General features: G+C 71.6%; 7 protein-coding genes. 3 read left to right on the top strand and 4 right to left on the bottom strand.

Annotated features, from left to right (window positions below; genetic code table 11):
• Nucleotides 1–14 precede the first annotated feature (14 nt).
• Together ACIBVQ_RS00775 and ACIBVQ_RS00770 are read right to left on the bottom strand one after the other, a co-directional pair.
• On the bottom strand, nucleotides 15–1,583 hold the full coding sequence (locus ACIBVQ_RS00775; protein WP_399174815.1) for an MBOAT family O-acyltransferase: 1,569 nt from the start codon (nucleotides 1,581–1,583) through the stop codon (nucleotides 15–17).
• Nucleotides 1,584–2,019: 436 nt separating this feature from the next.
• Complete coding sequence (locus tag ACIBVQ_RS00770; RefSeq protein ID WP_352008536.1) at nucleotides 2,020–2,508, bottom strand: VOC family protein; 489 nt, start codon at nucleotides 2,506–2,508, stop codon at nucleotides 2,020–2,022.
• A 259-nt stretch (nucleotides 2,509–2,767) separates the two neighbouring features.
• Between ACIBVQ_RS00770 and ACIBVQ_RS00765 the strand changes: the two genes are divergently transcribed.
• The gene (locus tag ACIBVQ_RS00765; protein ID WP_399174812.1) at nucleotides 2,768–7,693 is read left to right on the top strand and encodes an ATP-dependent helicase; all 4,926 of its coding nucleotides are present in this window, start codon (nucleotides 2,768–2,770) and stop codon (nucleotides 7,691–7,693) included.
• A 99-nt stretch (nucleotides 7,694–7,792) separates the two neighbouring features.
• Here ACIBVQ_RS00765 and ACIBVQ_RS00760 read toward each other — a convergent pair whose 3' ends face one another.
• On the bottom strand, nucleotides 7,793–9,505 hold the full coding sequence (locus ACIBVQ_RS00760) for a hypothetical protein (RefSeq protein ID WP_399174810.1): 1,713 nt from the start codon (nucleotides 9,503–9,505) through the stop codon (nucleotides 7,793–7,795).
• Nucleotides 9,506–10,315: 810 nt separating this feature from the next.
• On the opposite strand from ACIBVQ_RS00760, the gene ACIBVQ_RS00755 reads away from it, so the two are divergent.
• Together ACIBVQ_RS00755 and ACIBVQ_RS00750 are read left to right on the top strand one after the other, a co-directional pair.
• Nucleotides 10,316–11,299, top strand: coding sequence for a hypothetical protein (locus tag ACIBVQ_RS00755; protein ID WP_352008533.1), 984 nt, complete (start codon nucleotides 10,316–10,318; stop codon nucleotides 11,297–11,299).
• Between the two features lie 137 nt (nucleotides 11,300–11,436).
• Nucleotides 11,437–12,972 (top strand): NAD(P)-binding domain-containing protein, encoded by a 1,536-nt coding sequence (locus tag ACIBVQ_RS00750; protein ID WP_399174808.1) that lies wholly within the window; start codon nucleotides 11,437–11,439, stop codon nucleotides 12,970–12,972.
• Nucleotides 12,973–13,001: 29 nt separating this feature from the next.
• On the opposite strand, the gene ACIBVQ_RS00745 is transcribed toward ACIBVQ_RS00750, so the two are convergent.
• Nucleotides 13,002–13,703 carry a type 1 glutamine amidotransferase domain-containing protein gene (locus ACIBVQ_RS00745; protein WP_386190145.1) on the bottom strand — a complete coding sequence of 234 codons (702 nt, stop codon included), beginning with the start codon at nucleotides 13,701–13,703 and terminating at the stop codon, nucleotides 13,002–13,004.
• Between the last annotated feature and the right edge of the window lie 67 nt (nucleotides 13,704–13,770).

Below are 13,770 nucleotides of genomic sequence, written 5' to 3'. Positions count from 1 at the left end.
CGACGGCCTCTCTCTCAGAACTGGTAGTACAGGAACGGGCTGAAGGTGCCCGCGGCGACCAGGACGGCGGAGTAGGGGGCGGCCACCCACGTCACCACGGCGCGCGCCGCCACCGCCGTACGGCCCCGCCCCGCCTCGACCAGGCGGCCGAGTGTGAACGAGGCCGGCAGCAGCACCACGCCCAGCGCCAGCGCGAGGGTGAGCGTCCGCTGGTGGTTGAGCGCGAAGGCCGTGAACTCGTCCAGGCCGCCGGGCCGCCAGCCGAACATCGCCTGGAGGACGTCGACCGCCCCGGTCATCGTCTCCGCCCGGAAGAACACCCAGCCGACCACGACCAGCAGGAAGGTCACGGCACGACGCAGCGCCGCGGTCGTGACGGTGCCCGGCGGGCGGTCCCAGCCCAGCAGCCGCTCGGCGACCAGCAGGCCTCCGTGGTACAGACCCCAGACGAGGAATGTCCAGTTGGCGCCGTGCCAGAAGCCGCAGAGCACGAAGATGACCAGCAGGTTGCGGTAGGTGACCAGGGTGCCCCGGCGGTTGCCGCCGAGCGGGATGTAGACGTAGTCGCGGAACCAGCGGGACAGGGACATGTGCCAGCGCCGCCAGAAGTCCGTCACCGAGTACGCCGAGTACGGCCGGTCGAAGTTCTCCGGAAGCCGGAAGCCCAGCATCATGCCCAGGCCGATGGCCATGTCGGAGTATCCGGAGAAGTCGAAGTAGATCTGGAGCGTGTAGGCCACGGCCCCCAGCCAGGCGGTCGGGGTGGTGATCTGGCCTCCGGCGTGAGCGAACGCGGCGTCCGCGACCGGGGCGATCGTGTCGGCGACGATCACCTTCTTGGCCAGCCCGAGGGCGAACCGGGGGAAGCCCGCGGCGAAGTCGGCGTACCGGTCACGCCGGGTGTCGGAGAGCTGCTCGGAGATCTCGTGGTACCGGACGATCGGCCCGGCGATGAGCTGGGGGAACATCGCGATGTAGGTGACGAACCGCACCGGGCTCCGCTGGGCTGGCCTGCTGCGCCGGTAGACGTCCACCACGTAGGACAGGTGGTGGAAGGTGAAGAACGATATGCCGATCGGCAGGGCGAGGCTCACGATCGGGCTGTGCCCCAGTCCCAGGGCGCTCGACAGGGCGTCGATCTGGCGGCTGGCGAACCCGGCGTACTTCCACACCCCCAGGATCGTGAGATCCCACACGATCGTCGTGACCAGCAGGCCCCTGCGTGTCCGCGGACGTTCCCTGAGCCGCTCCGAGTCCAGGGCGAGGCCCATGGCGTAGTTCACGGCGATCACCGACAGCAGCAACGCCGTGTACGGCCCCGCCCCCCAGGTGTAGAAGACCAGGCTGACCACCGCGACGAGGGAGTTGCGCCAGTGCGAGGGGAACACCCAGTAGGCCAGCAGCGTGACCGGCATGAAGAACCACAGGAACAAGGAGGAGGAGAACGACATCGGTGTCCCGGAGAGAAGGATGAGGGGGCCGGGCTGGGCCTTTCGGGAAACGTGCGCGGCCAGGTGCGGGACCTTGGACTCCGCGGTCGCCTGCGCGGTCAGGCGGACGGGAAACCGGAACGAGATCCGCATATGTCACGGGAATCCATGGGACGCGCTCGACCATGGTTTCCCCTTCGGCGGTTTCCGGCGCGCGAAAGGACCGGCCAAGGACCTTCGGCGGCGATTCAGTTCACCCTATCCGCGCTTTTGGTCATGACATGACCGAATGACAGAGCGCACGCCATGCTACCGAAGACCGCGTTCTTCCGAGATACGCATTCCTCCAGATCAACGCGACGGCCGTACTATCCGGGCGTTTCTCCGGACTTCACACCGGGAGCGTGGAAACGAGGACGCGTCACGCGAAAACTCCTCTCAGTGCGGCCTTTCCGAACCGAAGACGGGAGAGCAGGCGGTTTCCCGTGTTTCACGGCATTCCCAGGGCCGCGACCGTCCGGTGTCCGACGGGGGCGCCGATCCACGACCTGTCAGGGCGCGGGGGCCTTCCCACCCGGGAAGGCCCCCGTCACAGGACGTGTGAGCCGTACATCTCGCCGAGGGGGTCGGCGAGCAGTTCCAGGCGGGTGCCGTCGGGGTCCCGGAAGTAGATGGAGGCGCCGCTCTCGATCTGGTGCGGCACCCCGGCGGCCTCCAGCTTGCCGCGCAGTCGTTCCCAGGTGGCCGGATCGACGGACAGGGCGATGTGGTGCAGGCCGCCGAGCACCTCCCGGTAGGGGCCGACGTCCAGGCCGGGAAAATCGAAGAAGGCCAGCAGGTTGCCGTTTCCCACGTCGAAGAAGAAGTGGTTCGAGCCTCGGTAGTCGCGGTTCTCGACGATCTCGGTGAGGGGGAACTCCAGCAGGTCCTGGTAGAAGGCGATCGTGGTCTCGACGTCCGAACAGAGCAGCGCGACGTGGTGCAGGCCTCTGACGCTGCTCGGCGGACGGTGATCCCTGAGGTGCTCCGCCCTGATTCGTTCACGTGCCGCCTCGATGGCGGGGTGGTCGATGCTCATCGCGCACGCTCACCGGCTTGGTTGCTCACCTGGGATCTATCTCCGTCTTGATGGTGGATGAACCTTTTCTGACTCATGCCCCACTTCCGGGCTCCGACTGGCATCACAAATTTGGATAAAAGCTATTAAGGACGACTTATTGTGATCTTTCCCCCTATCAGTGGGGTGAGGGAGTGGGACGGATTCTGTCGGTGGCGCCGTGCACTATGGAGCGGTGGCCGGGCCGTCCGGCCGGGACGAGACGAGGGGGCGATCTCACGTGCGTGAGGCGGACACCGATCCCACGGACGGGGCGCTCAGTCTCTTCACCCCCGTGACCAGGCAGTGGTTCACCGGAGCCTTCTCCGCCCCGACCGCCGCGCAGGAGGGCGCGTGGGCGTCCATCGCCCGGGGCGACGACACTCTCGTGGTCGCGCCGACGGGGTCGGGCAAGACCCTGGCCGCGTTCCTGTGGTCACTCGACCGGTTGGCGGCGCGGGCGGAGGAACGGACGGAGGAGGAGCCCTCCCGGCGGTGCCGGGTGCTCTACGTGTCCCCGCTCAAGGCGCTGGCGGTCGACGTCGAGCGCAACCTCAGGGCACCGCTGGCCGGGTTGCGGCAGACCGCCCGGCGGCTCGGGCTCCCGGTGCCGGAGATCTCGGTGGCGATCCGCTCGGGCGACACCTCCGCCGAGGAGCGCAGACGTTTCGCCGCCAAACCGTCCGACATCCTCATCACCACCCCGGAGTCGCTGTTCCTGCTGCTGACCAGCAAGGCCCGTGAGGCGCTGCGCGGCGTCGAGACCGTCATCCTCGACGAGGTGCACGCGGTCGCGGCGACCAAGCGCGGCGCGCACCTGGCCCTCAGCCTCGAACGGCTCGACGCCCTGCTCGCCCGCCGCGCCCAGCGCGTCGGGCTGTCGGCGACGGTGCGCCCGGTGAGCGAGGTCGCCACCTTCCTCGGCGGCGGGAGGCCCGCCGTGGTGGTCCAGCCGCCCTCGGACAAGGTGATCGAGGTCGAGGTCGTCGTCCCCGTCGAGGACATGACCGAGCTCGACGCCCCGGTACGGCCGGCCGACCCCGCCGACGAGGAGCGGTGGCCGGCCGGTCCCGCGCCCAGACGCTCCATCTGGCCACACGTCGAGGAGCGGTTGTTCGACCTGATCGGGCGGCACCGCTCGACGATCGTGTTCGCCAACTCGCGGCGGCTGGCCGAACGGCTGTGCACCCGCCTCAACGAGCTGGCCTGGCAGCACGGGGCGGGCTCCCAGCCGGAGCCGGGGGCCGGGGAGCCCGCCCACTGGGCCGAGGGCTTCCCCACTCCCCCCGGCGCCCCCGCGCCCCCGGCCTCCCTGGCGACCCCGGCGGCGATGATGGCGCAGGCCGGGGCCTCGAAGGGGGCCCTCCCTGAGATCGTGCGGGCCCACCACGGCTCGGTCTCCAAGCAGGAGCGTTCCCAGATCGAGGAGGCTCTGAAGTCGGGGCGGCTGCCCGCGGTGGTGGCGACCTCCAGCCTGGAGCTCGGCATCGACATGGGCTCGGTCGACCTGGTCGCCTGCGTCGAGTCGCCGCCGAGCGTGGCCAGCGGCCTGCAGCGCATCGGCAGGGCCGGTCACCAGGTCGGGGCCGTCTCCCGTGGCGTGATCTTCCCCAAATACCGGGGCGACCTGGTCCAGACGGCCGTGGTCGCCGAGCGGATGCGCGACGGGCGGATCGAGGAGCTGCGCTACCCGCGTAACCCGCTCGACGTGCTGGCCCAGCAGATCGTGGCGATGACGGCGCTCGACGACTGGACGGTCGACGAGCTGGAGACGGTGGTACGGCGTGCCGCGCCGTACCACGGACTGCCCCGCAGCGCGCTTGAGGCGACGCTCGACATGCTCGCCGGGCGTTACCCCAGCGAGGAGTTCGCCGAGCTGCGGCCGCGTGTCGTGTGGGACCGGGTCACGGGCACGCTGAGCGGGCGCCCCGGCTCCCAGCGGCTGGCGGTGACCAACGGGGGCACGATCCCGGACCGGGGGCTGTTCGGCGTGTTCCTCGCCGGGGAGAAGTCCTCCCGGGTGGGCGAGCTGGACGAGGAGATGGTCTACGAGTCCCGCGCCGGGGACGTGTTCGTGCTGGGCGCGACCTCGTGGCGGATCGAGGACATCACGGCCGACCGGGTCCTGGTCTCCCCCGCCCCGGGCCGGCCGGGCAAGCTGCCCTTCTGGCACGGTGACAGCGCGGGCCGCCCTGCCGAGCTGGGCAGGGCGATCGGCGAGTTCCTGCGTGAGATGTCCGCCGCGGGCGCGGGCTCGGGCGGCGGGAAGACCACGGAGTCGTCCGCCTCCGGCGGCCCGGACCCGACCGATACGACGCCGAGGCGGCGGAGGCCGGGGCGGGGTCCGGAGGGGGACGGCGACGCGGCGCGCGAGGCCGCCCTGTCCCGCATCCGGGCGGCCGGGCTCGACGAGCTCGCCGCCGCGAACCTGCTGTCCTACCTGGCCGAGCAGCGGGAGGCGACCGGCTACGTGCCGGACGACCGGACGTTGCTGGTCGAGCGGTTCCACGACGAGCTCGGCGACTGGCGGGTCGTGGTGCACTCGCCGTACGGCGCCAGGGTGCACGCGCCGTGGGCCCTGGCGATCGGGCGACGGCTGCGGGAGCGCTACGGCACCGACGTCCAGGCGGTGCACTCCGACGACGGCATCGTGCTGCGCGTTCCCGACACGCTCTCCGGGCCTCCCTCGGACATCGCGGTCTTCGACCCCGACGAGATCGAACGGATCGTCACCGAGGAGCTCGGCGGTTCGGCGCTGTTCGCGGCGCGTTTCCGCGAGTGCGCGGGCCGGTCGCTGCTGCTGCCCAAGCGCACGCCTGGCAGGCGCACCCCGCTGTGGCAGCAGCGGCAGCGGGCCTCGCACCTGCTCGACGTCGCCGGAAGATACGCCTCCTTCCCCGTGGTGCTTGAGACGATGCGCGAGTGCCTGCAGGACGTGTTCGACGTCCCCGGGCTGGCCGGGCTCATGCGCGACGTCGCGGCCAGGCGGGTGCGGCTGGTCGAGGTCGAGACCGGGCAGGCGTCGCCGTTCGCGGCGTCGCTGATGTTCAACTACGTGGGCGCGTTCATGTACGAGGGGGACGCCCCGCTGGCGGAGCGCCGGGCCCAGGCGCTCGCCCTCGACACGAGCCTGCTGGCCGAGTTGCTCGGCCAGGCCGACCTGCGTGAGCTGCTCGACCCCGACGTGATCGCCGACACCGAGCGGGAGCTCGCACGGCTCGACCGGCCGTTGCGCGACGCCGAGGACCTGGCCGACCTGCTCCGCTCGCACGGCCCGCTGGTCGCGGCGGATGTGAGCCTGCGTGAGGGCGACCCGGCCTGGCTCGGCGCGCTTGAGACCGCCAGGCGGGCGATCAGGGTGCGGATCGCCGGGCAGGAGCAGTGGGCGGCGATCGAGGACGCCGCCCGGCTGCGTGACGCGCTCGGCGCGCCGTTGCCCGTCGGGGTGCCGCACGTGTTCCTCGAACCGGTCGAGGACCCCCTCGGCGACCTCGTCTCCAGGCACGCCCGTACGCGCGGGCCGTTCTCGGCGGACACCGCCGCCGCGAGGTTCGGTCTCGGGCCCGCCGTCGTCACCGACGCGCTGCGCCGCCTGGCCGTCCACGGCAGGGTGGTGAACGGGGAGTTCAGGCCTGGGGGCCGGGGTGAGGAGTGGTGCGACGGCGGGGTGCTTCGGACCCTGCGCCGCAGGTCGCTGGCCAGGCTCCGCAAGGAGGTCGAGCCGGTTCCCCCGGAGGCCCTGGCCGCCTTCTCCCCCGCCTGGCACGGCATCACCGGCGGTCAGCAGCGGGGCAGGCCGCCCATCGACGCACTGGCCGGGACCATCGAGCAGTTGCAGGGGGCGGCGGTGCCCGCCTCCGCGCTGGAGACGCTGATCCTGCCCTCGCGGGTGCCCGGATACGACCCCTCGATGCTCGACGAGCTGACCTCCTCCGGCGAGGTCGTCTGGGCGGGTCAGGGGTCGCTGCCCGGTGGAGACGGCTGGGTCGCGCTGTACTTCGCCGACACCGCCCCGCTGCTGATGCCCGATCCGGTGGAGATCACCATGACACCGGTGCACGAGCGGGTGCTCGACGTCCTGAACGGCGGGGGCGCGTTGTTCTTCCGCGACCTGTCCGGCCGGGTCGGCTCCCTGATGCCGGGCGCGGTCCCGGACGACGGCGCGCTCGCCGCCGCGCTGTGGGACCTGGTGTGGGCGGGGCGGATCACCGGTGACACGCTCGCGCCGCTGCGCGCCACGCTCGGCACCGGGCGTCCCGCCCACCGCAGGGCGCCTTCGCGCAGCAGGCGCGCGGTGCTTCCCAGCCGGAGCGGCCCGCCGACCGTCGGAGGGCGCTGGTGGTCGTTGCCCGTCCCGTCGCAGGACGCGACCCAGCGCGCGCACGCCCAGGCGGAGGTCCTGCTGGAACGGCACGGCGTGGTGACCCGTGGCGCGGTCGCCGCCGAGCGGCTGCCCGGTGGGTTCGCCGCGGTCTATCCCGTGCTGCGCGCCTTCGAGGAGAGCGGCCGGTGCCGCAGGGGTTACTTCGTCGAGGGGCTCGGCGGGGCGCAGTTCGCGCTGGCCGGCGCGGTCGACCGGATGCGCGCGACCTCGGCGCCGCCCGTCTCCCCATCCGCCGTCCCGCCCGCCACCCCGCTCGACGATCCGGCCGCCGAGGGGTCCTCGGACCCGTGGCGGACCGGCCCGCCGGTCATGGACCCCGGGGGTGAGAGCGAGTGGGGCGGCGGGTCCTGGGGAGCTCGGGGCGGAGGGCCGCGGGGTGCGATGTCACAGGGTGCGGTGCCGCGGGGTGAGACCTCGCGACGGGCGGTCGTGCTGGCGGCGACCGACCCGGCCAACCCGTACGGCGCCGCCCTGCCGTGGCCCGCGCACCCGGGAGAGGTGTCCCACAAACCGGGCAGGAAGGCGGGTTCCCTGGTGGTGCTGGTCGACGGGCACCTGGTTCTCTATGTGGAACGCGGCGGCAGGACCCTGCTGTCCTTCGCCGACGGCGACGTCCTGCAGCCCGCGGTCGACGCCCTCGCGCTGGCCGTACGCGACGGGGCGCTGGGCAAACTGACCGTCGAACGGGCCGACGGCACCGCCATCAACGACTCCCCGCTGGGTGCCGCCCTCGAATCCGCCGGATTCCACCCGACCCCCAGGGGGTTGCGTCTGCGCGCCTGACCCGGCGCCGTCCCGTGCGGTGGAGTGCATATGGCGCGGATCGCGTCCACCCCCGGAGGTCCGAGAGGCACTCTGAGGCGTCACGGACGAAGGTGTGGGTCATGGGCCGTCGTGGCCTTCACCGGGAACGGTTCGGGGGCGGCGTTCGGTGAGGGCGAGGCTCAACGCCAGGCAGAGCAGCGGGACGGCGGGCAGCCAGTACCTGCTGTCGTAGGCGGTGACGGCCACCGGGCCCACGATGAGGGCGAACGCCATGGACAACGGCAACACCCCGGCCGGTGCGGCTCTCCTGCCCGTCTCCGAACCCTGCACCTTCGAACCCCGGGTCTCCGAACTCCGGGTCTCCGAATCTTGAGCCTCCGGATCCCGGGTGCCCGAGCCCGGGGCGTCCGAGCTCTGGGCGAACCGGCTTTCGGCACCCTGGCTTTCGGCGCTCCGGGTTCGAACGCCCTGGGTTCGAACGCCCTGGGTTCCGACGCCTCGGATCCGGGCTCGCCAGGTTCGGGCGCTCCGGGCTCGGGTGTTCGGGATGAGACGGGCCGCGCAGGCCAAGAGGGCTCCCGCCGCGAGGGCGCCGAACAGCGGTCCGGGCAGGAAGCCGAAGGACTGGTAGGCACGCATCACCCCCGCCGCGGGCTCGACGACCCGGGTCTCCGGCCGTCCGCGCCCGTAGGCCAGCAGGTCGGCCCTGATGCCTCCACCGGGGATCCTGACCCCGTCGGGCAGCGGGCCTTCGGCGTTGGGGAGGACGTAACGGTTGTAGACGACCGGCACCGCACCCGGCACCGGTCCTCTTCGCCAGTTCAGCGTCCTGCGCAGGTCCTCACCGACCACCCGGAGATAGTCCAGCGGCTGGGCGATGACGGCGCGCCGGGCCAGGCCTCCCGCCAGGGCGTCGATCCTCGGCTGGAACAGGTCCGCGCGGGTGACGACGGGGTGGCCGGGCACCCGGCGCAGGGGCGACCAGTCCGACCAGATGAAGTACGGCGAGGCCGGGCGCGAGCCGACCGGCTGGGACGGGCACAGGACGGCCTCCTCCTGCGGCGGCCTGATCCTCCGGCAGTCGGCGAACGGCATGGTCCTGGCCCACAGCCACACGCCGTTGCCCCCGTTGAGCGCGGGGGTGCCGTGCCAGGCGCCGTACCACGCGGCGTAGCCGCCGAGCGGGACCGCGACCGCGACCAGCGCCGTGAGCAGGGCTCGGGCGCCCGCGCGGGCGACCAGGAGGTAGGCGGCGAGCAGCGGGAGCAGCACGAGCCCGATCGAGCGGGTGAGCGCCGCGACGGCCAGCAGCAGCCCGGCCGTGGCCGCGCGGCCGGGGGTGACCCCGGGCGTCCAGAGCACGACCGCGACGGCGGCGACCACCAGGAACGTGAAGGGGACGTCGCTCAGGATCGTGTGCTCGAAGAAGATCTGGTAGGCGTCGAGAAGGACGGGGGTGGCTGCGAGCACCGCCCACCCCGCCCGTGCCCCGCCCGCCCTGCGGCGGACGAGCGCGTAGATCGTCGTCCCGGTCGCCAGCCCCATCAGATGCTGGAGGATCGCGACGGCGGCGAAGCTGTGCAGCGGTCGCAGGAGCCACAGCAGCAGGGAGTAGCCGCTGGGACGGACCTCGTAGGGCTGTGGCCGTTCGGCGACGCCCACGTAGTCGAAGGAGTCCTCGAACCACACGACCGGCGAGTAGCCCATGACGGTGAGAACACGCAGCGCCGCCGCGACCAGCAGGACGGCCAGGAAGAGCCGGTGCCGCCTGGGCGAAGGGACCTGTGGGCGAACGCGGACATTCTTCCGTTCCGGACTGACAGCCTTCATGATCGCTTTTATATATTGACGTAAGGGTATTCGTGATCTTTTGTGGGGTACATGCATCCCAGAAAAGCGATCTAGGGATTTTTCCCCCGAGCCACCGCCGCCACCCCGTGGCTTTTAATACGTATTTTCGGGATATATCCCAGAAAGTCTGGTTACCCAGGAACCCCCGGGAGCCCCGAAGAACGGCTGAACGGCGTCGCTCCGTTGAGCGACGCCGTTCAGGCGGTACGGCCCCCACGCCCCCGCGGGGTCGTACCGCTCGGCCGTGTCCTGCTGACGGCTCCCTTCGGGCTCACGCCGTCAGGCGGCTGACACGGCCGCGGACGGCGGTGTTGGGCCCGCCGCATCCCTCATGGGCGAGCCGTCCGCCGCCCCCTGCGGCGCCGGTGCCGTGTTCGGGCGCGCGATGGAGCCACGCGCTCGCCGGGCCTCGGCGACCGGCGCCCCGCCCGTCCGTCCCGCCACTCGCCGCGACCTGCGCGGCCGTACCGGCATGGCTGTACCGGTACGTCGAGCGGGACGGTCACCTCCGGCACCGGACGGCGCTCACCGTCATCCCCCGGCGAGCACCCCCGGAGCTCAGGAAACCGTACGAACCCCCGTGAAACGCATGATCCCCTCCTGCCCCGCGCACGGACCGGACGGGAGGCACCCCCGTTCGAGCCGCGCAGAACAAGCATCGCGAACGGCAAAATCAACCACAATCATTAAAATGATCCTTAAAAGGTGCGCACTCCCGGGATCGGGACAAAAATATGGCTTCAGCGGGACGGGACATCCACCGCGGAAGCACCGAAAGGGGAGCACCCTATGCAGGGGTTTTCCGAACTCCGCCTCGGGCGCCTGGACGAGGTCAAGGTTTCGGTCGTGCTCCATCCCGGGGCCACGCTGCTGTCGCTGACGGCCGGGACCCTGGGGGGCCGTCCACACGGCGTCCCACGGCACTGGCAGAAGGCGGTCATGTCCGCCGCCCCGCGCAACGCGGCCGAGGTGCTGCGCCCGCTGTTCGCCCCGTCCTTCTCGGTCATCCCCGACTGCGTCAGCCCGGCGGTCTCGATGTCGGAACCCGACGCCGACACCCATCTGGAGCGGCTGGCCGACCTCTCCCCCGACACCCTGCTCGCCGAACTCGAAACGGAGTTCCAGCCTGCCGTCCCCGCCCAGTGGCGGCCCGTCGTCGAACGCCCCGGCGCGTGGATCCACGCCTACTCGCACCTCATGCGCGTGCTGTGGCAGGAGTTCAGGCCGGTCTGGCGCCGGGCGGACAGCCTGCTCAAGCGGGAGCGGGAGCGGATCGGGGCCGCCACGGTCACCGACCGCCTTGAGACGGTCATGGGCAACCTCAGCCCGCGTTTCCACTTCTCCGGCACCACGCTCGGCCTTCCCGACCAGCAGGCCAAGCGGTTCGACCTGGCCGGACGCCGGCTCGCCCTGGTGCCGATCGTGTCGGGCAACGGCGCGAGCATCTTCGCCTTCGACGATCCCGGGATGGTGTGGATCGGCTACCCGCTGCCCGCGCTGGGGGTGCTGTGGGACGACGGCGACCAGAAGGACGCCCCGCCCGACTCCCTGGCCCTCACCCTGGGGCAGGCCCGCGCCGCCATCCTGCGGGCCGCCGGGGCCTCGCTCACCATGAGCGAGGTCGCCTCCCTGCTGCGCTCGACCCCCGCCGCGGCGACCTACCACTGCGCCCAGCTTGAGGCCGCGGGACTGCTGGACCGCGAGCGACACGGCCGCCACGTGCGCGTCAGGGCGACCGCGAAGGGCGAGGCGCTGGTCGCCCTGCTCGCCTGAGCCGTACACGCCGGGCCGTACGCGCCGGGCCTTACGCGCCGGGACAGGACACGCCGGGACGAGACACACGGGGATGACTCCTCGCCGGAGGTGGGTATCCCACATGGGCCCGTACAACCTCCAGAAAGGCCGGCCCCGTGATCCAGGAACATCGTTACGTCGTGGTCGGCGCCGGGCCCGCGGGGTTGCAGATCGGCTACTTCCTGCAGGAACGGGGCGCCGACTACGTGATCGTCGAGCGGGAGCGGTCCGCGGGTGACTTCTTCGCCCGCTTTCCCCGGCACCGGCGGCTGATCTCGATCAACAGGGCCCGGGACTGGTCCGACGATCCGGAGCTCAGGCTGCGCTGGGACTGGAACTCGCTGTTGAGCGACGATCCGTCCCTGCTGTTCCCCGCCTACAGCGACGACTACTTCCCCTCCCCCGACGATCTGCGGCGCTATCTCGCCGACTTCCACGCCACCCACGACCTGCGGGTCGCCTTCGGCACCGGGATCAGCCGGGTGACCTGCAAGGAGGAGGGGTTCCGGCTCGAAACGGAGGGTGGCGGCCAGTTCCAGGCCGAGTGCCTGATCTGGGCCTGCGGATGGGGCGGGCCGTACGTTCCCGACATCCCCGGCATCGAGCACGCCGAGGGGTATGAGGACATGACGGTCGATCCCGAGTCGTTCCTCGGCAAACGGGTGCTGATCCTGGGCAAGGGCAACGCGGCCTTCGAGACGGCGCACGCGCTGCGCGACCACGCCTCGGCGATCCATCTGGCCAGCCCGAGACCGGTCAGGCTCGCCTGGAACTCCCGGCATCCGGGGGACGTGCGCGGCTGTCACGGCACGCTACTCGACAGCCACCACTTCAGCTCGCTGCACGCGCTACTCGACTGCTCGGTCGAGCGGATCTCCTTCGACGGCGCGGTCTACACCGCCGACGTCGTCCACAACCACGCGGGCGGCGGCCCGGAGAGGCTGGAGTACGACGCGGTGCTGCGCTGCACCGGCTTCCGGATGGACACCGAGGTGTTCGCCGACGAGCTGCGGACCCTCCCCGGCGGGAGGCTGCCCGCGCTCACCTCCGACTGGGAGTCTGCCGGTCTCCCCGGGCTCTACGTGGCGGGCACCATGATGCAGGCCCGGGACGCCAGGCGGGGTTCCTCGGCGTTCATCTACGGCTTCCGCTACAACCTGCGCACGCTCAGCCGCCTGCTCGCCGAGCGCTACGACGGGGTACGGCTGCCGCGCACCCCCGTCCCCCGGCCCGCGCTGACCGGGGCGGTCCTCGACCGGGTCAACCGCAGTTCGGCCCTGTGGGCGCAGGCGGGCTACCTGGTCGACGCCCTGGTGATCACCGAGCACGGCATCGAGTGCTACGAGGAGCTTCCCGAGGACTACGCCGTCGAGCGCTTCGGAGATCTGGTGACCGTCGGCCTGTGGCAGAGCAGGGAGCCCGGCCCCGACGACCTGGAGGCCGTCGCGCTGGGGGCCGAGCGGCTCCCGCTGCCCGAGGGGGTGACCCGTGGCGCCGGAGGCGGGGCCATCCATCCGGCGGTGCGGGTCTTCAGGAACGGCGTGCTGACCGGCGAGCTGCACCTGCCCGACAGCGTGGCCGCCCGGTGGCGGGACCCGGAGCGGCACGTGGCGCCGCTCGACCGCTTCTTCGACCGGCTGCTGCCCCGGTGAACGCACCCGTGTGAGCCCGTACGGCGTGCTCAGGCGGGCTGGAGCCGTCTGACGACGGCCTCGGCGACCCCTCTGGCGCTGCCGGGGTTCTGGCCGGTGATCAGCCGGTCGTCCTCGACGACGTGGGCCTCGAACGGCCTGCCGGCGACGCTGTAGTGGGCCCCGAGCCTCTTCAGCTCCTCCTGGAGGCTGTAGGGGACGGCGTCGTCGCGGCCGGCCGCCTCCTCCTCCGGCCAGGAGAAGCCGGTGACGTCCCTGTCCCTGACCAGCGGCTCCCCGTTCGAGAGCGTGACGTTCAGCAGCCCGCAGGGGCCGTGGCAGACGGCCGAGACCACGCGTCCGCTCTCGTGGAACCTGGCGACCAGCGACTCCAGGTCGTCACTGCGCGGGAAGTCGAACATGACCCCGTGCCCGCCGGTGAGATAGATCGCGTCGTAGTCCTCGACGTCGACGTCGGCCACCTTCCTGGTGTCGTCGAGGAGGTTCATGAACCTCCTGTCCCGATAGCGCCGTTCCGTGCCCAGTTCCGCCAGCACGTCGTGGGCCAGGCTCTCCGGGTCGATCGGGATCATGCCGCCGGACGGGCTCGCGATGTCCAGGGAGAACCCGGCCCGCTCGGCGTGGTCCCAGAAGTGCGTCAGCTCCCCCAGCCACAGGCCCGTCCGCATGCCCGCCTTCTCGTACTCGCCGACGTTGGTGACGACGACCAGGATTCTCTTCGTCGCTGACATGTCCGCTCCTTCGCGCGGGAACCCCTCCGTTCCGCCGGGTTACCCGCACCAAAACCCCACAAACCGC

It is taken from the genome of Streptosporangium sp. NPDC049376 (genome assembly GCF_044466505.1).
GTDB lineage: Bacteria > Actinomycetota > Actinomycetes > Streptosporangiales > Streptosporangiaceae > Streptosporangium.
This window is presented reverse-complemented; position numbering and strand designations above follow the sequence as displayed.